Here is a 19,410-nt window from a genome sequence, read left to right on the forward strand (position 1 = left end):
CCAGTTACGGCGAATCGCTTGCGCTCCCAAAGTGGCTAATGCCACTATCCACAAAGTGGCTAAGGCCACTTGGAGGAGAAGGAGGCACGACGTGACGAGTCGGCGGCCGGAGCAGAGTGCGCGGTTAGCTTGCCGGGGGTGTCGGGGGCGTGGGTGGAAGCGCGTCGGCTCCCGAACCGCGCTGGCGCTCTCCACGGCCAATGACCGCAGCCGTGCCACGTCAAAGCGGCGCTGCCTCGACTGCGACGGCAGCGGCAGGGAGTGAGCACGCATGGCCTACACGATCGACCGTTACCCCTGCGAGGACTCACCGCGGCTCGGAGCGATGACCTTGCAGCCGGAGCCGGAATCCGTGCCCCGGGCCCGGCGCTGGTTCCGGAAGTTCATCGCTCCGTACAACCCGGCCTGCTCGGTCGACGACTGCGCGTTGATGATCTCGGAGCTGGTGACCAACGCCATCCGCTACGGAAAGTCGGACGACCCCTGGCTGGTACGGGTCGAGTGGTTCCGCGAGGGAACCTCGCTCCGCGTCGAGGTGCACAACCCGGGCTTCCCGGCGAACGTGCGGCTGCGGCACCCGGACGCCAACGACGCGCACGGGCGGGGGCTGCTCCTGGTCGACTCCATCGCCGACTCATGGCATTCCGGGCCCAGTCACTTCGGCGGAACGGTCGTCTCCTTCGTGGTGGCTGATGCCTGGCCGGCGTGATGGGATAGCCCACCCTCACTACTGCCAGGGTAGATACATCGCTAGTCTGGTTGACCAGTTGACTTGGCCAATCTCGACAGGCGGCGTTCATGGCGTATGAAGTGGAGCCACCGAAGTACGTGCGCCTTGCGCAGACGCTCCAGGGCCGCATCGAGGACGGCACGTATGCGCCCGGCACCCGTGTACCGAGTGAGAACCAGCTGGTGCAGGCCTTCGGGATGTCCCGCCCGACCGTCGTCCGGGCGCTGGAGCTGCTGAAGCGGGACGGCTGGCTGGAATCCCGGCAGGGGTACGGCACGATCGTCCGGGGTCGACCGGAAGTCGTCGAACAGAAGGACCGGCGGGGGCGTGAGGCGCTGGAGCGCGACGAGTCGCAGGGCGCGGGCCGCCTGATCGAAGTCAGGCACGTGCCTGTCCCGGCTCGGGTCGCCTCGGCGCTTGGCCTGCCGAAGAGGGCTGAAGTCCTCATGCGCCGCTTCCTGGTCGAAGAGGACGGCGAAGCCGTCGAGTTGGTGACCTCGTACTTCCCCGCCGGCCTGGTCGAGGGCACTGACCTGGGGTCCGATGAACCCCTGAGCGGGAATCTCCGCGAACACCTCGAAGCGCGGAAGAAGGTCCGCTTCGACCACGTGACCGAGCGGATCTCCGCCCGGCTGCCCGAGGCGCGTGAGGCCGAACTGCTGGATCTATCGGACGGCGCTCCCGTGCTGAGCGTCTTGGTCATCGCCTGTGACGCCTCTGGCCGGGCCTTGCAGGTCTCTGACGTGCTCCTCCCGGCTGACCGGCAGGAACTCGAAGACACCTACCGCCTGAGCTGATGCCCACCTGGGGGCGAAACACCCGCGATAGCAGCTTGACAAGTCAACCTGTCATCTCTAGCTTCGAACTTGCTAAGTCAACCTGTCAGGTTGGCAGGTTGATCGACTCTCAGAAGGAGCAATCCCTGTGCGTGTGATCCGCGTTGACGCCTCGACCGCCACGATCCTGCTCACCGAGGCTCCGGCGCCGAAGGTGCGCGACCGGCAGACCGGCGAGATTGCCAAGGATGCGGTGACCGGTGAGGCACTGATGACCGTCGGCGTCGTCTACATCGACGAGGGCGAGTCGTCGCTGATCCAGGTCACCGTCCCGGAAAGCGGAGTGACCGAGGGCCTGACGGTCGGTGCTCCGGTCTCGCTGCCGGGTCTGGTGGCGCGGCCGTGGCAGAGCGTGTTCAACGGCAAGGAGCGGCACGGCATCGCTTACCGGGCGACCGCCGTTGCTCCGGGCGCCTTCCCGATGGCTCAGGCGGGCTGATCGCCGTGACGGACCTGGTGACGTTGGCCGAGCTGGGCGGTTCGCTCGTTGCGATAGGCGGCGCCGCGTACGCCCGGCACGCCTACCCGGCGGCGTACTGGTCCACGGTCGGGCTGCCGCTCTCGGTGGCCCGGCTGCTGGCCTCGTACTCCTCGACCATGGACGCCTGCGGCCTGACCGTGCAGCCGTCCCGGTGGCGGGCGCTGGCCGTCCGGGCGGCCACCCGCCGTGAGGTCCGGCCGGTGCCTCCTCGTCGGGGCAGCATCCGGCCCACCACGACCGGCCTGCGCATGCGGCTGCGGCTGGCTCCGGGCCAGGAGCCGGCGGACGTGGCGGCCTCGGCCGAACGCCTCCGGCACGCCTGGGGCGTCCACGCCGTCCATGTGCGGGACATCAAGCCCGGCGTCGTCGAACTGCGGCTCGTCGGCTTCGATGTGCTGCGCAAGGTGCGGATGCCCCGTCGCCTCAACGGCGGCCCGCTTCAGATCCCTGTGGCGTTACGGGAAGACGCGACCGCGTTCGTGCGGGACTACCGGACCGTGCCGCATGAGCTGGTGCTCGGCGCCACGCTCTCGGGCAAGTCCATGTACCTGCGGAACCTGCTGACCGGGCTGGCTGCTCAGCCGGTGGTCCTGGTCGGCATCGACTGCAAGCGCGGGGTCGAGCTGGCACCCTTCGGGCCCCGGCTCTCCGCCCTGGCGACCGACCCGGACCAGGCGGCCGAACTGCTCCCCGCACTCGTCAAGGAAATGGAGGACCGATACGACCTGATCAAGGCCCGGCAGGGCATCGCGCCCGGCACCCCGGAAGAGCTGATCACCTCGGACATCTGGGGACTGCCAGAGGACGAACGTCCCGCTCCGATCGTGCTCTTCATCGACGAGGTGGCCGAACTCTTCCTCGTCGCCACGCGGAAGGAGGAGGAACGGCGGGACGAGATGGTCACCCAGCTCATCCGGCTCGCCCAACTCGGCCGGGCCGCCGGGATGTACCTCGAAGTCTGCGGGCAGCGCTTCGGCGCCGAGCTGGGCAAGGGCGCGACCATGCTCCGCGCTCAGCTCACCGGCCGCGTCTGCCACCGCGTGAACGACGAGGCCTCGGCCAAGATGGCGCTCGGCGACATCGCCCCTGAGGCCGTTCTCGCGGCCTGCGCCATCGCCCCCGATCTGCCCGGCCTGGCCGTCGTTGGCGACACCTCCGGCGGCTGGTCCCGCATCCGTACCCCCTACCGCTCTCTCGCCGACGCTGCGGCCACCTGCCGCGCGACGGCTCACCTCGCCCCCGACGTACCGGCGCTCGATCCCTTCCGGCCGTACGTCCCGCCGATGCCGGTGGAGGCGTCCGGGCCGGTGGCCACGGCTCACCCGGTCACCGAGTAAGCGCACCCATTCCCACGGCCGGCACGGCCGTCCCGTGCCACGTCCCTACCCCCTCCATGCCTGGAACCGGAAGGAGCTGCGCCGTGCGTGCCCTGCCCGTCCGCCTCGACGTCGTACTCGTCCAAGCGCTGATCGCCGCCGCGCTGTCCTTCGCCCACCTGCACGACCTGGCCGCGGCTGCCGGACAGCACGGATGGAAGGCGTGGGCCTATCCGGTCTCCGTCGACCTGCTGCTGGTGGCGGCCTGGCGGCGGCTCCGCTCCGGCGGGGCGAAAGCGGCCGGATGGTGCTGGTTCCTCGTCGCCCTGACCGCCTCGCTCGGCGCCAACGTCGCCACGGCCGGGCTGCTCGACCTGGGCGCCGTACCGGCCTGGTTGCGCATCCTCGTCGCCGGATGGCCTGCGGTCGCCTTCCTGGGCGGGACGCTGCTCGCCCACGGAGCAACCGCAGATGCCCCAGCTGCGGAGCGCGAGTCGGCCCCGGAACCCACAGCGCCCGAATTCCCTGCCTCTGCATCCGAGTTGCCCGCTGCGGAGCCGGAATCGGCTCCGCCCTCCACGACCCCGGTTCCGCCGGCGCTCGTCACGCTCGCGCGCAAGGTCGCCGACGAACACCGCGCCCGGACCGGAACGCCCATCGACACCTCGACCCTTCGCGCCCGGCTCGGCGTCCCGCTGCCGCTGGCCGAAGCCATCGCCGCCCAACTCACCTGACCTGGAGGACTCTCCACCGTGCGCCCGTCCACGCTCCGCGCGCTGCAACGCGCCGCCGAGCTGACCCGACAGAACCGCCTCACCGAAGCCGTGCTCATCGCCGAGCCCGTGATCCTCGCCGCCGACAGCTACGAGGGCGACGAGATCTTGCGCTGGCTGGCCGACCACGTCACCGACTTCACCGGCGAAGACCCGAAGGAGACCCGCTGATGACCGCCAACCGCCGCTTCCGCAACGTCGCCCGCATCGGCCCCGTCCAGGTCGCCACCTACTACGACGGCCGGGGCCGCGAGAAGCACACCGCCGCCTGCACGGCCCCGCGCTGCGGCTTCGCCACCGACTACGACAGCCGCGCCGCCGCCGAGCTGGCCGCCCGTACCCACCGCTGCGCCGTCCGCTGAAGGGATCCCGTGACCGTCTCGCTGCCGCTCGTCTTTGTCCTGGGCGTCATCGCTTGGGCCGCGATCAAGTTCCTCGGCGTCCGGCTCTGGGCCGCCGTCGTGATCGCGCTGTTCGGCTTCTGGCTCTCGCACACCTTCCTCGCCCCCGCCATCGAGTCCGGCACCCGTTCCGGGGTCGACGTCGTCAACGGCACCCACGAATGACAAGGAGGTCCACCGTGCTCCGCCCCAAACTGCCCGACATCCCGACTCCGCCGACGACAACCGTCACCCCTCAGCAGACACAGGCTCCGGCCTCCTCCGCCGGCCGCCCCATCGCCCCGTACGTGGGCGTCGGTGTCGGCGCGGTCGCCGCCGTGGTCGTCGTCGGAATCGTGCTCACCGCGCTCCTGGCGGCCCTCGCCGTATCGGCCGTGTCCGTGGCCATCGCCGCCGTGGTCCTGCGCTCCCTCCTCAGCAGCGCGAACAAGCGCTGACCGGCCGCCGGGGCGGCAAACGCCGCCAAGCATCCCGCCGCCCCGGGCCCGTCCCTCTCAACCGTCGCAACAGCCGAAAGGAACTGCCATCATCACCCGGCAGACTCCGCCCCCGCTGGCGGAACTCTCCATGCTGGCCTCCCTCGGCACCATGCCCGAGCTGGCCCGCCAACTGTCCGGCCTGGGCGGCTGCACCCGCCCCGTACGCCTCGACGGCCACCGCACCGAATACGCGGTGGACCGGACGACCGGCGAGATCGGCCGCGTCCTGCACCACCTGGACTCCTCGACCCTGCCCGCCGGTCAGCTCCTTACCCGCTGCAACAACCGCCGCGCCACCCGGTGCACGGCCTGCGCCGAGACCTACCGCCGCGACACCTACCACCTGATCACCGCCGGACTGCGCGGCGGCAAGGGCACGCCCGAACGGGTCGCTACCCACCCGCGCGTCTTCGCCACCTTCACCGCCCCCGGCTTCGGCCCGGTCCACAACCGGCCCTCCGGCGGCCGGAACTGTCGCTGCGGCGTCCGGCACGAGGAAGGTGACGCCGTCCTGGGGACGCCCCTCGACCCGGAGTCCTACGACTACGAAGCGGCCGTGCTGTGGAACGCGCACGCCGGGGCGCTGTGGCGGCGGTTCTCGATCTACCTCCGCCGGGAGGTCGCCAAACGGGCTGGCCTCACGCAGCGAGCATTCCGGGACCACGCCCGGATCTCCTTCGCCAAGGTGGCCGAGTACCAGAAGCGGGGCGCCGTCCACTTCCACGCCGTGATCCGCCTCGACGGTCCCGACGGCGGCGACTCGGCACCTCCCGCCTGGGCCACGGCCGAGCTGCTGACCGATGCCGTCCGGGCCGCTGCCGCCACCGCGCGGGTCGACGGGCCGGTGGTCGGCGAACGGGTCCACTCCTTCGTCTTCGGCCGACAGCTCGACGTCCGCGCGATCTGCTCCGCCGACTTCGACGACGGCCAGGAACTGACCGAGCGGGCCGTAGCGGCGTACATCGCCAAGTACGCCACCAAGGGCGCCGAGACCGCGACCGGCACCTTGGACCGGCCGATCAGGTTCCTCGCCGAGCTGGCCCAGGCACGGATCACCGAACACGCCCGGCGCATGATCCGCACCGCCTGGACCCTGGGCGCCCGCCCCGAACTGGCAGACCTCCGCCTGCGGGCCTGGGCCCACATGCTCGGCTTCCGCGGCCACTTCTCCACCAAGTCCCGCCGCTACTCCACCACCCTCGGCGCCCTCCGCGATGCCCGCGCCGACTGGCGCCGGACCCAAGCGGCTCCGCTCGTCCTGCAGGACGGCGAAACCACGCTCGTCCTCGCCCACTGGGTCTTCGCCGGTACCGGCCTGTCCCGCGCCGAAGCCTGGCTCGCCGCATCCCTCGAACCCGCCCCCGGAACGGAAGGAGAGCCAACCGTATGAACGACCGCTATCTCTCGGTGGACCAGGTCGCCGAGCTGCTCGGTACGACCGCCCGTTTCCCTCGGCGGCTCATCGAAGAGCGGCGTATCCGGTACGTGAAGGTCGGCCGGCACGTCCGTATCCCGGCGAGCGCGGTCGAAGAGTTCATCACATCCCACACGGTGGAGCCGCGCAGGCGGCCCCGTGCTCGCTACGGGAGGGCTGCCTGATGGCCAACAGCAGGGGCAGGCGGCGCCGCTTCGGGGCGATCAGGCGGCTGCCTTCCGGTCGGTACCAGGCGCGCTATCCGGGCCCTGACGGCGTGATGCGTCCGGCTCCCTTCACCTTCGAGACGACAGCCGACGCGGATGACTGGCTCGCCGAAAAGCAGACCGAGATCCGCCGGGGCGAGTGGAGAGATCCCGAGGCCGGCGCGGTGAGCTTCCGGGCCTACGCCGACAAGTGGGTGGAGGAGCGCGAGTTGGCTCCGCTGACCCGGGACCTCTACCGCTACCTCCTCGACAAGCACATGACCGCCTTGGCGGACTTGGACCTGGACGAGATCACCGCACCTCGTGTCCGTGAGTGGCGAGCCGAACGACTGCGGATCACAGGCGCCAAGACGATCACAGCCAAGGCGTACCGGCTCCTGAAAGCCATCATGGAAACCGCCGTCGATGACGAACTGATCCAGCGCAACCCGTGCCGGATCAAGGGCGCTGGCAAGGAGAAGGCCACCGAGCGGCGCATCGCCACCGTTGCCCAGGTCGACGCGCTCGCCAACGCGGTGGGGATGCGGTGGCGGCTGATGGTGTACCTCGGTGCCTACGGGCCGATGCGACCGGAAGAGCTGGCCGGCCTCCGGCGCCGGGACGTCGACGTCGACAACCTGCGCATCCGGGTCCGCCTCGCCGAACCGGAGCGGATGAACGGGCGGCGCGTCCAGGGCGACACCAAATCCGAGGCAGGAACCCGGACTGTGATCCTTCCCGCATTCCTCCGCCGAGAGCTCCGTTGGCACCTGGAGAGCTACGCCGAGCCGGGGCCGGACGGGCTGGTCTTCGTCGGCGAGAAGGGGGCTCCGTTTCGGCGCAGCACCTTCGGGCGGAAGTGGCGCAGGGCGCGGGAGATCGTCGGCATGCCCGAGGGCTTCCGGTTCTACGACCTCCGCCACACGGGGCACACGCTGTCCACGCGGTCCGGTGCCACCCTCAAGGACACGATGGTCCGCGCCGGGCAGTCCTCCGAGAAGGCCGCGCTGATCTACCAGCACTCCGACGAGGAGCGGCAGGAGGAGGTCGCCGCCGGCCTCGACGCCACCGTCCGGAAGGCTCGGGCTGAGGCGGCGAAGAAGGCGGGCGACAAGCCTTCTGGCACGAATCTGGCACGCGGCGAGTGATCAGCAAGGACAGCAAAAAGGCCCGGGTCTCTGACCTGGGCCTTCTTCGTGGAGCGGGTGACGAGAATCGAACTCGCGCTCTCAGCTTGGGAAGCTGATGTTCTACCATTAAACTACACCCGCGTAAGACGCCGACCGGAATCCGGGTCCGGCGCTCGCTCACTGTACCTCATCACTGGCCCCCGGTGCTCAAGCCGAGGGGCCTGCGTGCGTTTCAGGGGGGTGGGGGAGCTGCGGGGGAGCGGAGTTGGGGCGTACGGTGATGGTGGGGGAGAGGGGGCGTGTGAGGTAGGAGCTCCGCGTGGTGGGCGTCTATTTGATCCCTTATTGTGGCTTTTGTCGTCAGGTGGCAAGAGGCCAGACGCGGCTCTGGGGAAGGGATTCAAGGGACTTGATGGAGCGCACCGTCGTCCGTTGTGCCGAGGGGCACGTGTTCAGCACCGCTTCGTTTCCGATGCAGCAGGCCGAGCGGCTCGGCCCCGGCCGGCTCGTGAGATGTCCACGGTGTGCCCGGCTCCGCAGTGCGGTGCCGGTGACCCTGGGGAAGCGGTAGAGCACCGCGGCAGTCGGCGCGTGGAGTCGTCCTGATTGTGGGGGCTCCGCGCGCCTTGCGTATCCTCAGGACGTGCTTCTCTCAGACAAGGACATCCGGGCCGAGATCGACGCCGGGCGGGTGCGGATCGATCCCTACGACGAATCCATGGTGCAGCCGTCGAGTGTCGACGTGCGGCTGGACCGCTACTTCCGGGTGTTCGAGAACCACCGCTACCCCCACATCGACCCCTCCGTCGAGCAGCCGGACCTCACCCGGCTCGTCGAACCGGAGGGTGACGAGCCCTTCATCCTGCACCCCGGGGAGTTCGTCCTCGCGTCCACGTACGAGGTCATCACGCTTCCCGTCGACCTCGCCTCCCGGCTCGAGGGCAAGAGCTCGCTGGGGCGGCTCGGACTCGTCACCCACTCCACCGCGGGGTTCATCGACCCCGGCTTCTCCGGGCACGTGACCCTGGAGCTGTCCAACCTCGCCACCCTGCCGATCAAGCTGTGGCCCGGGATGAAGATCGGGCAGCTGTGCCTGTTCCGGCTCACCTCGCCCGCCGAGGCCCCGTACGGCAGTGAGCGCTACGGCTCCCGTTACCAGGGACAGCGCGGGCCCACCGCCTCCCGGGCCTACGTCAACTTCCACCGGACCCAGGTCTGAGGGGCACCGCCGACCATGAGTGACGCACGCGAGAACCTCAGCTACGAACAGTTCGGCACCGCCGTACGCGAACTCGCGCAGACCATCGCCGACGACGGGTACGAGCCGGACGTCGTGCTCAGCATCGCGCGCGGCGGTGTCTTCGTCGCCGGCGGCCTCGCCTACGCCCTCGACTGCAAGAACATCCACCTGGTCAACGTGGAGTTCTACACGGGTGTGGGGACGACCCTCGAGATGCCCGTCATGCTCGCGCCCGTCCCCAACGTCATCGACTTCACCGACAAGAAGGTGCTCATCGCCGATGACGTGGCCGACACGGGCAAGACCCTGAAGCTCGTCCACGACTTCTGCCTCAAGGCCGTCGCCGAGGTCCGCTCCGCCGTCATCTACGAGAAGTCCCAGTCCCTCGTGAAGTGCGAGTACGTCTGGAAGCGCACCGACGACTGGATCAACTTCCCGTGGAGTGTCCAAGAGCCGGTGGTCAAGCGGGCCGGGCAGGTGCTCGACGCCTGAGGGGGCAGGAGCAGAGAGAAGCGGGGAAAAGAGAGGGGCCCGGCTGCGGCCAGGCCCCTCTGACGCGCGCGTCGCCGCCCGTCAGAACGTGCCCAGCTTCACGATCGACAGCAGGGCGATCAGCTGGATCGCCGAGGCGCCCAGGGCCTTCGGCCAGGGGAGGTCGTGGGAGCGGCTGACCATGAGGGTCAGCAGGGTGCCGGCCGCGATCCAGGTGGCCCAGCCGAGCAGCTGGACGAAGCCCGCGTCGCCGCTGAAGAACATGGCGAAGAGCAGGCGCGGTGCGTCCGTGATGGACGTGATCAGCATGGACAGGCCGACCGTGGGCTGCCACGCCCCGTCGCCGCCGAGCTGGCGGGCCAGGGTGTGGGTGACCACGCCCAGGACGAAGGAGCTGATCACCATGGCCACCGCGGTGATCAGGACGATCGGGATCGCGTTGGACAGCGTGGCGTTGATGGCGTCCTCGCGGGCGCCGTCGAAGCCGAAGACCGCGAGCAGGCCGTAGAGGAACGTCACGATGAGGGCGGGGCCCCACATCGTGTAGTCGCGCATTTGGAGGAAGGTCTGGTTGGGCGAGAGGACGATGCCCCGCAGCAGGTCCTTCCAGTGCATCCGGGGGCCTATCGGGCCGGCCGGGGCCGAGCCCGCGCGGTAGGTCCCGCCCTGGCTGTACGGGTCCTCGCCGACCGCGAACGCCTGGGTGTGGCCCGGGTTGTTGGCCGAGTACGGGTCGGGGCCGCCCTGCGGGTAGCCGCCGCCGTCGCCGAAGTACTCCGGCTCGCCCTGGCCGCCGCCGTGGCCACCACCGTTGGCCTGCGGCCACTGGGCGCCGCCGGCTCCGTACGGCGGTCGCTGCCGCGGGTACGGCTGCGGCGCCGGCGGGTAGCCGTACGACGGCGCCTGGGGCGCCTGCTGTCCGTACGGAAGTTGTTGGGGTCGCGCGTGCGGCGCGCGGTCGTCCCGGCCGCCGCGCCCGATCCTGAATCCAGCCACGTCATCGAACGTACCCGGTCCCGGCAAGTCCCGGGCCGGGCGCGGGTGCACGGACGGGGCTTTGCGGCCGAGCTGTGACATCCCCTAAGGGACGGTCTGGGGGAGATTCCAGGGAGGAGCAGGGAGGCAGAGGGGCCGAGTGGCGGGCCGACCGTCACCGGGCAGGATGGGACCATGAGCGTAGTCAAGATCAATGTACTGACCGTGCCCGCCGAGCAGCGCGAGACGCTGGAGAAGCGGTTCGCCTCCCGGGCCCACGCCGTCGAGAACTCCGACGGGTTCGAGTGGTTCGAGCTCCTGCGCCCCGTCGAGGGCACCGACACCTACCTCGTCTACACGCGCTGGCGTGACGAGGAGTCGTTCCAGGCCTGGATGGAGGGGCCGATGAAGGCCGCGCACCACGGCGCGGGCGAAGGCGAGGGCGGTGAGCGGCCCCGGCCCGCGGCCACCGACTCCACCCTGTGGTCCTTCGAGGTGGTGCAGCAGGCCGGGCCCGGGCCCCAGGGCGGCGCCGGAGCGTCGTAGGGATCGTCGTAAAGACTTGTCGTAGGGACGAGGACGCCCCCGGGCCCGTACCGCGAAAGGTACGGGCCCGGGGGCGTCGGGCGTTCGGCGGTCGGCGCCGCCTACTTCACCGGTTCCGGTTCCGGTGCGCTCTCGCCGGCCGTCTCGCCCGCCGGGCCGGCCGGGGTCTTGACGGAGTCCAGCAGCAGCTGGGCGACGTCGACGACCTGGACGGACTCCCTGGCCTTGCCCTCGTTCTTCTTGCCGTTGACCGAGTCGGTCAGCATGACCAGGCAGAACGGGCAGGCGGTGGAGACGATGTCCGGGTTCAGCGACAGCGCTTCGTCGACGCGCTCGTCGTTGATGCGCTTGCCGATCCGCTCCTCCATCCACATCCGCGCGCCGCCGGCGCCGCAGCAGAAGCCGCGCTCCTTGTGGCGGTGCATCTCCTCGTTGCGCAGGCCCGGGACGTTGGCGATGATCTCCCGCGGGGGCGTGTAGATCTGGTTGTGGCGGCCCAGGTAGCACGGGTCGTGGTAGGTGATGAGGCCCTCGACCGGGGTGACGGGGATCAGCCGGCCGGCGTCGATGAGGTGCTGCAGCAGCTGGGTGTGGTGGATGACCTCGTAGTCGCCGCCGAGCTGGGGGTATTCGTTGCCCAGGGTGTTGAGGCAGTGCGGGCAGGTGGCGACGATCTTCTTCGCCGCCCTCGGCTTCCGCGACTCGGGCGTGACGGTGCCGTCGTCGTCCGTCTCCTCGCCGAAGGCGGTGTTCAGCGCGGCGACGTTCTCCATGCCGAGCTCCTGGAACAGCGGCTCGTTGCCCAGGCGGCGGGCGGAGTCGCCGGTGCACTTCTCGTCGCCGCCCATGATCGCGAACTTGACGCCCGCGATGTGCAGCAGCTCGGCGAAGGCCTTGGTGGTCTTCTTGGCGCGGTCCTCCAGGGCGCCGGCGCAGCCGACCCAGTACAGGTACTCGACCTCGGACAGGTCCTCGAGGCCACGGCCGACGACCGGGACCTCGAAGTCGACCTCCTTGGTCCACTCCAGGCGCTGCTTGGTGGCCAGGCCCCAGGGGTTGCCCTTCTTCTCCAGGTTCTTGAGCATCGTGCCCGCCTCGGACGGGAACGAGCTCTCGATCATGACCTGGTAGCGGCGCATGTCGACGATGTGGTCGACGTGCTCGATGTCGACCGGGCACTGCTCGACGCAGGCGCCGCAGGTGGTGCAGGACCACAAAACGTCCGGGTCGATGACGCCGTTGTCCTCCACGGTGCCGATCAGCGGGCGCTCGGCCTCGGCCAGCGCCGTGGCCGGCACCTCGGCCAGCTGCTCCTCGGACGCCTTCTCCTCGCCCTCCATGGTCTTGCCGCCGCCGGCCAGCAGGTAGGGGGCCTTGGCGTGCGCGTGGTCGCGCAGGGACATGATCAGCAGCTTCGGGGAGAGCGGCTTGCCGGTGTTCCAGGCCGGGCACTGCGACTGGCAGCGGCCGCACTCGGTGCAGGTGGAGAAGTCCAGCAGGCCCTTCCAGGAGAACTGCTCGACCTGGGAGACGCCGAAGACGTCGTCCTCGCCGGGGTCGGTGAAGTCGATCGGCCGGCCGCCGCTCGTCATCGGCTGCAGCGCGCCCAGGGCCGTGGCGCCGGTGGCGTTGCGCTTGAACCAGATGTTGGGGAAGGCCAGGAAGCGGTGCCAGGCCACCCCCATGTCGGTGTTGAGGGAGACGGTGATCATCCAGATCAGCGAGACGCTGATCTTGATCATCGCGACGAAGTAGACCAGGTTCTGCAGCGCGGCCACGCTCAGGCCCTTGAAGGCCAGGACCAGCGGGTAGGAGGCGAAGTAGGAGGCCTCGTAGCCGTCCACGTGATGCAGGGCCCCCTCCAGGCCGCGCAGGACGTAGATCGCCAGCCCGATGGTGAGGATGACGTACTCGACGAAGTACGCCTGCCAGGCGGTGGAGCCCGCGAAGCGGGACTTGCGGCCGGCCCGGGAGGGCAGGCTCAGCAGACGGATCGCCATCAGCACGGCGATGCCGAGCACCGTCATCACGCCGATGAACTCGATGTACATCTCGAACGGCAGGAAGCCGCCGAGCACCGGCAGCGTCCAGTCGGCCCGGAACAGTTGGCCGTAGGCCTGGGCGAGGGTCGGCGGCAGCGTCAGGAAGCCGATCGCCACGAACCAGTGGGCGACGCCCACGATGCCCCACCGGTTCATGCGGGTGTGGCCGAGAAACTCCTTCACCAGGGTCACGCTGCGCTGGTAGGGGTTGTCGGTCCGGGAGCCGGCGGGCACGGGCTGGCCCAGCCTGAAGTACCGGACGAACTGGCCGATGGCACGGGCGAGCAGCGCGACGCCGACCACGGTCAGGACCAGCGACACGATGATCGCGGCGAGTTGCATGGGGGCTCCTGAGGCGGCCTCGAAATTACTGAGCGGTAACTTATGCAGTCCGTCTGAGACTACCCCCATACTCCGTCGCAATGTAGCCGGGTGCGGGGTGATCTGGGTCGCTGAGGGTCACCTGAAGATCCAACCCTGTTCCGATCGTGTTATTCGCACCCAATCGACCCATATACCCCTAATTTAAGAACCGTGCTCTACGGGATCGCCACCGCCATCACCGCCCTCCTCCTCGCCGCCGTGCTCTCGGCGCTGCTCCGGGGGCCCGCTCTGCGGCTGGGTCTGGTCGACCGGCGGCGGGTGCGGCCGGTGCCACTGCTGGGCGGCGTGGCCGTGGTGCTCAGCACCTGCCTGGTCGCCGCGGTCGGCGGCTGGACGGGTGCCGCGCCGCTGGGCGACGGGGTGGGCCGGCTGCTCGCCGCGTCCGCCGGGGTCGCCGTCCTGGGGCTGGTCGCGGACCTGTGGCGGCTGAAGACGCCGTTCCTGCTCGTCGGTACGGCAGTCGCGGCGGCCTTCGTGGTGCCGTACGACGAGACCGGGCTGCCGGCCGGGATCGCGGCCGTGGCCTGGATCGCCTGCATGGCCGCCGCCTTCCGGGGGCTCGACCACGCGGACGGCCTCGCGGGCACGGTCGGGGTGCTCACCGCCTTCGGGGCGGGCGCGTGCGCGGCGGCCGAGGTGATGGACGACCTCGTGGTGCTGCTGAGCGTGCTGGCCGCCGCCCTCACCGGTTTCCTGATGCACAACTGGCATCCCGCGCGGATCGCGTTCGGGGCCAGCGGCTCGCTGTTCACCGGCTTCCTGCTCGCCTCCGCGGCCGTGCTCACCCGTACCGGGTACGGCCCGTTCTCCACCGTGGCCGTGCTGTTCGCGCTCACCGCCACCGCGAGCGCCGACGCCGTCCTGGTCGTCCTCTCGCGCAAGCTGGCCGGGCGTCCCGTGCTGCGCCGCGGTCCCGACCACCTCGCGCACCGGCTGCGCCGCCTCGGGCCGACTCCGCCGGGCGCGACCGTCCTGCTCGGCGCCGGCACCTTCGCCGCGGTGCTCGTCGGGGTGCTGGTGCACTCGGGCTGGGCCGCGCCGAGGAGCGTGCTGTGGGTGGCCGGGGCGAGTCTGGCGGTCGTCCTGGGGCTGCTGCGCGTCCCGGCGTACGGCCCCCGGCGGCAGACCGGACCGCACGGTGTCCGCACGCACACCGACCCGCACGGCACCCGCGTGCCTGTCCGGGTTCCCGGCACCCGGGGGCGGACCGAGGGCCGCGGCGCCCGGGGCCTTCCCACCGCTCGCGGTGTCACGCGCACGCGTACGGACCCGTCCGATGTCACACGTGCCCGTACGGATCCGTCGGGCGGCCCCACACGTGCGCGTACGGACCCGTCGAGCGGCCCCCCGCGCGCGCGTACGGCAGTCCCCGGCACCCGCTCCCGCTCCCGCTCCCGCAGTGAGCAGCCCTTCTGGACCACCCGGCCCCGGGCCCGGTCCGACGTCTACGACTACGACGCCCCGACCCGGGCAGACGCCCCTGGAGCCGGGGCGACCCGCGGGGCCCGCGAAGCCCTGAGAAGCAGGTGGCCCTACGACGCCGGAGCCGCCGTCCGCGCCCCTCGCGCCTCCCGCCGTCAACCTCCGTATCCGGCTCCGCCGCCCCAGAAATCCACATCGCCCCAGGTCAGAGCGCCCTTGCGTGTAAGGGATGGATAAGAGTTGAGCCGAGCAGGCTCAGGTCTGTTGACCCGGCGGTGAGCCTCAGGCACACTTGAGTCCGTTCCACTCAAGTCAGCTGGAGGAATTCACCATGGCACGTGCGGTCGGCATCGACCTGGGCACGACTAACTCCGTCGTCAGCGTTCTGGAGGGCGGCGAGCCCACCGTCATCACCAACGCCGAGGGCGCCAGGACCACGCCGTCCGTCGTCGCCTTCGCCAAGAACGGCGAGGTGCTGGTCGGCGAGGTGGCCAAGCGCCAGGCCGTGACCAACGTCGACAGGACCATCCGGTCGGTCAAGCGCCACATGGGCACCGACTGGAAGATCAACCTCGACGGCAAGGACTTCAACCCGCAGCAGATGAGCGCCTTCGTGCTGCAGAAGCTGAAGCGGGACGCGGAGGCCTACCTCGGCGAGAAGGTGACCGACGCGGTCATCACCGTGCCGGCGTACTTCAACGACGCCGAGCGCCAGGCCACCAAGGAGGCCGGCGAGATCGCCGGTCTGAACGTGCTGCGCATCGTCAACGAGCCGACGGCCGCCGCCCTGGCGTACGGCCTCGACAAGGACGAGCAGATGATCCTCGTCTTCGACCTCGGTGGCGGTACGTTCGACGTCTCGCTGCTGGAGATCGGCGACGGTGTCGTCGAGGTGAAGGCCACCAACGGTGACAACCACCTCGGTGGTGACGACTGGGACCAGCGTGTCGTCGACTACCTGGTCAAGCAGTTCCAGTCCGGCCACGGCGTGGACCTGTCCAAGGACAAGATGGCCCTGCAGCGTCTGCGTGAGGCGGCGGAGAAGGCCAAGATCGAGCTGTCCTCGTCCACCGAGACCTCGATCAACCTGCCCTACATCACCGCGTCCGCCGAGGGCCCGCTGCACCTGGACGAGAAGCTCACCCGCGCCCAGTTCCAGCAGCTGACGGCCGACCTGCTCGAGCGCTGCAAGACGCCGTTCCACAACGTCATCAAGGACGCCGGCGTCTCCGTCAGCGACATCGACCACATCGTGCTCGTCGGCGGTTCCACCCGTATGCCCGCGGTCGCCGAGCTCGTCAAGGAGCTGACCGGCGGCAAGGAGGCCAACAAGGGCGTGAACCCGGACGAGGTCGTCGCCATCGGCGCCTCGCTCCAGGCCGGTGTCCTCAAGGGCGAGGTCAAGGACGTCCTGCTGCTCGACGTCACCCCGCTGTCCCTGGGCATCGAGACCAAGGGCGGCATCATGACCAAGCTGATCGAGCGCAACACCACGATCCCGACCAAGCGCTCGGAGATCTTCACCACGGCCGAGGACAACCAGCCGTCGGTGCAGATCCAGGTCTACCAGGGCGAGCGCGAGATCGCCGCGTACAACAAGAAGCTCGGCATGTTCGAGCTGACCGGTCTGCCCCCGGCGCCGCGCGGCGTCCCGCAGATCGAGGTGTCCTTCGACATCGACGCCAACGGCATCATGCACGTCACGGCGAAGGACCTCGGCACCGGCAAGGAGCAGAAGATGACCGTCACCGGCGGCTCCTCGCTCCCGAAGGAAGAGGTCGACCGCATGCGCGAGGAGGCCGAGCGCTACGCGGAGGAGGACCACAAGCGCCGCGAGGCCGCCGAGGCCCGCAACCAGGGCGAGCAGCTCGTCTACCAGACCGAGAAGTTCCTCAAGGACAACGAGGACAAGGTCCCCGGCGAGATCAAGACCGAGGTGGAGTCCGCCGTCGCCGAGCTGAAGGAGAAGCTCAAGGGCGAGGACACCGCCGAGATCCGTACCGCCACCGAGAAGGTCGCGGCCGTCTCCCAGAAGCTCGGCCAGGCCATGTACGCCGACGCCCAGGCCGCGCAGGCCGCGGGCGGTGCCGGTGAGGCCGGTGCCGGCCAGGCCAAGGCCGACGACGACGTGGTCGACGCCGAGATCGTCGACGACGAGCGCAAGGACGGTGCCGCGTGACGGAGAAGTCCCCCGGCTTCGAGGAGCACCAGCCGCAGCCTCCACCGCAGCAGCCCGACGACACCCCCGGCACCACGCCCGAGGAGACCGAGTCGCAGGCCGCCGCCCAGGACAAGGACGCGGATCAGACCGCGGAGGCGGCCCCGGCGGCCGGGCTGACGGCCCAGCTGGACCAGGTGCGTACGGCGCTGAGCGAGCGCACGGCGGACCTCCAGCGGCTGCAGGCCGAGTACCAGAACTACCGGCGCCGGGTCGAGCGCGACCGGATCGCGGTGCGGGAGATCGCCGTGGTGAATCTCCTGTCCGAGCTCCTGCCCGTGCTCGACGACATCGGCCGCGCGCGGGACCACGGCGAACTGGTGGGCGGTTTCAAGTCCGTCGCCGAGTCGCTGGAGACCGTGGTGGCGAAGATGGGGCTGCAGCAGTACGGCAAGGAGGGCGAGCCCTTCGACCCGACGATCCACGAGGCCCTGATGCACTCCTACGCACCGGACGTCACCGAGACGACGTGCGTGGCGATTCTGCAGCCCGGGTACCGGATCGGCGAGCGCACCATCCGCCCCGCGCGGGTGGCCGTGGCCGAGCCCCAGCCGGGCGCGCAGACGGTCAAGCCGGCCGAGGAGTCCGGTACGGCCCAGGCCGCCGAGCAGGGCGAGGACAAGGAGAACGGTGGCCCGGAGGAGGGCTGACGTAACAGCGGACGACGCACGAGAGGAGGGACGTCGGGGATGAGCACCAAGGACTTCATCGAGAAGGACTACTACAAGGTCCTCGGCGTCCCCAAGGACGCCACCGAGGCGGAGATCAAGAAGGCGTACCGGAAGCTCGCCCGCGAGTTCCACCCGGACGCCAACAAGGGCAACGCCAGGGCCGAGGAGCGCTTCAAGGAGATCTCCGAGGCGAACGACGTGCTCGGCGACCCCAAGAAGCGCAAGGAGTACGACGAGGCCCGCGCCCTGTTCGGCAACGGCGGCTTCCGCCCCGGGCCGGGCGCCGGCGGCGGCTCCTTCAACTTCGACCTGGGCGACCTCTTCGGCGGGGGCGCCCAGGGCGGCGGGAGCGGCGGCTTCGGCGGCGGCCTCGGGGACGTCTTCGGGGGCCTGTTCAACCGGGGCGGTGCGGGCACCGGCACGCGCACCCAGCCCAGGCGCGGCCAGGACATCGAGTCCGAGGTCACGCTGAGCTTCACGGAGGCCATCGAGGGCGCCACGGTGCCGCTGCGGATGTCCAGCCAGCAGCCGTGCAAGGCCTGTTCGGGCACCGGCGACAAGAACGGCACACCGCGCGTGTGCCCGACCTGCGTCGGCACCGGGCAGGTGGCGCGCGGCTCGGGCGGCGGCTTCTCGCTGACCGACCCGTGCCCCGACTGCAAGGGCCGCGGGCTGATCGCGGAGAACCCCTGCGACATCTGCACGGGCTCCGGGCGGGCCAAGTCGTCCCGGACGATGCAGGTGCGCATCCCCGCGGGCGTGGGCGACGGGCAGCGCATCCGGCTGCGCGGCAAGGGCGCTCCGGGCGAGCGCGGCGGACCGGCGGGCGACCTGTACGTGGTGGTGCACGTCGGCGAGCACCCGGTGTTCGGCCGCAAGGGCGACAACCTCACCGTCACCGTGCCGGTCACGTATCCCGAGGCGGCTCTCGGCGGCGAGGTCCGGGTGCCCACCCTGGGCGGGCCGCCGGTGACGCTGAAACTGCCCCCCGGTACACCGAACGGCCGTACGATGCGGGCCCGTGGCAAGGGCGCGGTCCGCAAGGACGGCAGCCGCGGCGACCTGTTGGTCACCGTGGAGGTGAGTGTCCCCAAGGACCTGTCGGGGAAGGCTCGTGACGCGCTCGAGGCGTATCGCGAGGCCACCGCCGGCGAGGACCCGCGGGCGGAGCTGTTCGAGGCCGCGAAGGGAGCATGAGATGGACGGCCGCCGTCGCAACCCGTACGAACTGACGGAAGACACACCGGTGTACGTCATTTCGGTGGCCGCCCAGCTGTCCGGACTGCACCCGCAGACGCTCCGTCAGTACGACCGGCTGGGCCTGGTGTCTCCCGACCGCACCGCCGGGCGGGGCCGCCGCTACTCGGCCCGCGACATCGAACTGCTCCGCCAGGTGCAGCAGTTGTCGCAGGACGAGGGCATCAACCTGGCCGGCATCAAGCGGATCATCGAACTGGAGAACCAGGTCACCGCCCTGCAGTCCCGCATCGCGGAGCTGCAGGCGGCCCTGGACGGCGCGGCGGCCACCATGCGGCAGCGCGAGGCCGCCGTACACGCCTCCTACCGCCGGGACCTGGTCCCCTACCAGGAGGTCCAGCAGACCAGCGCGCTGGTGGTGTGGCGCCCGAAGAAGGCCAAGGACTAGAACCGGTCC

The 19,410-nt window shown here is 70.3% G+C and carries 21 protein-coding genes, 1 tRNA gene and 1 pseudogene; 20 read left to right on the forward strand and 3 right to left on the reverse strand.

The features are described 5' to 3' along the window. Positions 1-271: 271 nt before the first annotated feature. The 12 genes from ACX25U_RS18665 to ACX25U_RS18720 all read left to right on the forward strand — a co-directional run bounded on the left by ACX25U_RS18665 (position 272) and on the right by ACX25U_RS18720 (position 7,784). On the forward strand, positions 272-709 hold the full coding sequence (locus ACX25U_RS18665) for an ATP-binding protein (RefSeq protein WP_454393532.1): 438 nt from the start codon (positions 272-274) through the stop codon (positions 707-709). An 89-nt stretch (positions 710-798) separates the two neighbouring features. Continuing rightward, a complete protein-coding gene (locus tag ACX25U_RS18670; RefSeq protein ID WP_454393534.1) occupies positions 799-1,527 on the forward strand; it encodes a GntR family transcriptional regulator in 729 nt (242 codons plus the stop codon). 127 nt (positions 1,528-1,654) lie between these two features. Then, a complete protein-coding gene (locus tag ACX25U_RS18675) occupies positions 1,655-2,005 on the forward strand; it encodes an SCO3933 family regulatory protein (protein ID WP_254588188.1) in 351 nt (116 codons plus the stop codon). Positions 2,006-2,010: 5 nt separating this feature from the next. Next, the gene (locus ACX25U_RS18680; RefSeq protein ID WP_454393536.1) at positions 2,011-3,384 is read left to right on the forward strand and encodes an FtsK/SpoIIIE domain-containing protein; all 1,374 of its coding nucleotides are present in this window, start codon (positions 2,011-2,013) and stop codon (positions 3,382-3,384) included. A gap of 83 nt (positions 3,385-3,467) precedes the next feature. Next, entirely contained in the window at positions 3,468-4,097 is a 630-nt protein-coding gene (locus ACX25U_RS18685) for a DUF2637 domain-containing protein (protein WP_454393537.1), read from the forward strand. A gap of 18 nt (positions 4,098-4,115) precedes the next feature. Beyond that, the gene (locus ACX25U_RS18690) at positions 4,116-4,307 is read left to right on the forward strand and encodes a hypothetical protein (RefSeq protein ID WP_454393539.1); all 192 of its coding nucleotides are present in this window, start codon (positions 4,116-4,118) and stop codon (positions 4,305-4,307) included. Beyond that, positions 4,307-4,498 (forward strand): mobile element transfer protein, encoded by a 192-nt coding sequence (locus ACX25U_RS18695; RefSeq protein ID WP_254588184.1) that lies wholly within the window; start codon positions 4,307-4,309, stop codon positions 4,496-4,498. The genes ACX25U_RS18690 and ACX25U_RS18695 overlap by 1 nt, the downstream gene beginning before the upstream one ends. A gap of 9 nt (positions 4,499-4,507) precedes the next feature. Further along, the gene (locus ACX25U_RS18700) at positions 4,508-4,702 is read left to right on the forward strand and encodes a hypothetical protein (RefSeq protein WP_390434180.1); all 195 of its coding nucleotides are present in this window, start codon (positions 4,508-4,510) and stop codon (positions 4,700-4,702) included. 14 nt (positions 4,703-4,716) lie between these two features. Further along, positions 4,717-4,974 carry a SpdD protein gene (locus tag ACX25U_RS18705; protein WP_454393542.1) on the forward strand — a complete coding sequence of 86 codons (258 nt, stop codon included), beginning with the start codon at positions 4,717-4,719 and terminating at the stop codon, positions 4,972-4,974. A 130-nt stretch (positions 4,975-5,104) separates the two neighbouring features. Then, on the forward strand, positions 5,105-6,406 hold the full coding sequence (locus ACX25U_RS18710; RefSeq protein ID WP_454393544.1) for a replication initiator: 1,302 nt from the start codon (positions 5,105-5,107) through the stop codon (positions 6,404-6,406). Then, positions 6,403-6,615 (forward strand): excisionase family DNA-binding protein, encoded by a 213-nt coding sequence (locus tag ACX25U_RS18715; RefSeq protein WP_058916388.1) that lies wholly within the window; start codon positions 6,403-6,405, stop codon positions 6,613-6,615. Before ACX25U_RS18710 ends, ACX25U_RS18715 begins: the two co-directional genes overlap by 4 nt. Then, a complete protein-coding gene (locus ACX25U_RS18720) occupies positions 6,615-7,784 on the forward strand; it encodes a tyrosine-type recombinase/integrase (RefSeq protein WP_454393546.1) in 1,170 nt (389 codons plus the stop codon). Before ACX25U_RS18715 ends, ACX25U_RS18720 begins: the two co-directional genes overlap by 1 nt. 49 nt (positions 7,785-7,833) lie before the next feature. Here ACX25U_RS18720 and ACX25U_RS18725 read toward each other — a convergent pair. Continuing rightward, positions 7,834-7,907 (reverse strand) — tRNA-Gly (locus ACX25U_RS18725). A 502-nt stretch (positions 7,908-8,409) separates the two neighbouring features. Between ACX25U_RS18725 and dcd the strand changes: the two genes are divergently transcribed. Continuing rightward, positions 8,410-8,985: a dCTP deaminase gene (gene dcd, locus ACX25U_RS18730; RefSeq protein WP_454393548.1), complete on the forward strand. Its 576-nt coding sequence runs from the start codon at positions 8,410-8,412 to the stop codon at positions 8,983-8,985. Positions 8,986-9,000: 15 nt separating this feature from the next. Then, positions 9,001-9,498, forward strand: a complete 498-nt coding sequence (locus ACX25U_RS18735; RefSeq protein ID WP_454393550.1) for a phosphoribosyltransferase — start codon at positions 9,001-9,003, stop codon at positions 9,496-9,498. A gap of 81 nt (positions 9,499-9,579) precedes the next feature. Here ACX25U_RS18735 and ACX25U_RS18740 read toward each other — a convergent pair whose 3' ends face one another. Continuing rightward, positions 9,580-10,575 (reverse strand): Yip1 family protein, encoded by a 996-nt coding sequence (locus tag ACX25U_RS18740; RefSeq protein ID WP_454393552.1) that lies wholly within the window; start codon positions 10,573-10,575, stop codon positions 9,580-9,582. A 93-nt stretch (positions 10,576-10,668) separates the two neighbouring features. On the opposite strand from ACX25U_RS18740, the gene ACX25U_RS18745 reads away from it, so the two are divergent. Beyond that, positions 10,669-11,019 (forward strand): antibiotic biosynthesis monooxygenase family protein, encoded by a 351-nt coding sequence (locus ACX25U_RS18745; protein WP_454393554.1) that lies wholly within the window; start codon positions 10,669-10,671, stop codon positions 11,017-11,019. Positions 11,020-11,120: 101 nt separating this feature from the next. Here the strand turns inward: ACX25U_RS18745 and ACX25U_RS18750 are convergent, their stop codons facing one another. Then, the gene (locus tag ACX25U_RS18750) at positions 11,121-13,403 is read right to left on the reverse strand and encodes a (Fe-S)-binding protein (RefSeq protein ID WP_454393556.1); all 2,283 of its coding nucleotides are present in this window, start codon (positions 13,401-13,403) and stop codon (positions 11,121-11,123) included. Positions 13,404-13,595: 192 nt separating this feature from the next. Here ACX25U_RS18750 and ACX25U_RS18755 point away from each other — a divergent pair. From ACX25U_RS18755 to ACX25U_RS18775, 5 genes and pseudogenes are all read left to right on the forward strand, one after another. Further along, positions 13,596-14,567 (forward strand): annotated as a pseudogene (locus ACX25U_RS18755) (MraY family glycosyltransferase); the annotation flags it as partial. Between the two features lie 631 nt (positions 14,568-15,198). Continuing rightward, positions 15,199-17,046, forward strand: a complete 1,848-nt coding sequence (dnaK, locus tag ACX25U_RS18760; RefSeq protein ID WP_454393558.1) for a molecular chaperone DnaK — start codon at positions 15,199-15,201, stop codon at positions 17,044-17,046. Then, a complete protein-coding gene (gene grpE, locus ACX25U_RS18765; RefSeq protein ID WP_454393560.1) occupies positions 17,043-17,735 on the forward strand; it encodes a nucleotide exchange factor GrpE in 693 nt (230 codons plus the stop codon). The genes dnaK and grpE overlap by 4 nt, the downstream gene beginning before the upstream one ends. Positions 17,736-17,774: 39 nt before the next feature. Then, positions 17,775-18,953: a molecular chaperone DnaJ gene (dnaJ, locus tag ACX25U_RS18770; RefSeq protein ID WP_454393562.1), complete on the forward strand. Its 1,179-nt coding sequence runs from the start codon at positions 17,775-17,777 to the stop codon at positions 18,951-18,953. A gap of 1 nt (position 18,954) precedes the next feature. Continuing rightward, complete coding sequence (locus ACX25U_RS18775; protein ID WP_454393564.1) at positions 18,955-19,401, forward strand: heat shock protein transcriptional repressor HspR; 447 nt, start codon at positions 18,955-18,957, stop codon at positions 19,399-19,401. The last annotated feature ends 9 nt before the right edge of the window (positions 19,402-19,410 follow it).

The sequence above is a fragment of the Streptomyces sp. JNUCC 63 genome (assembly GCF_054366325.1).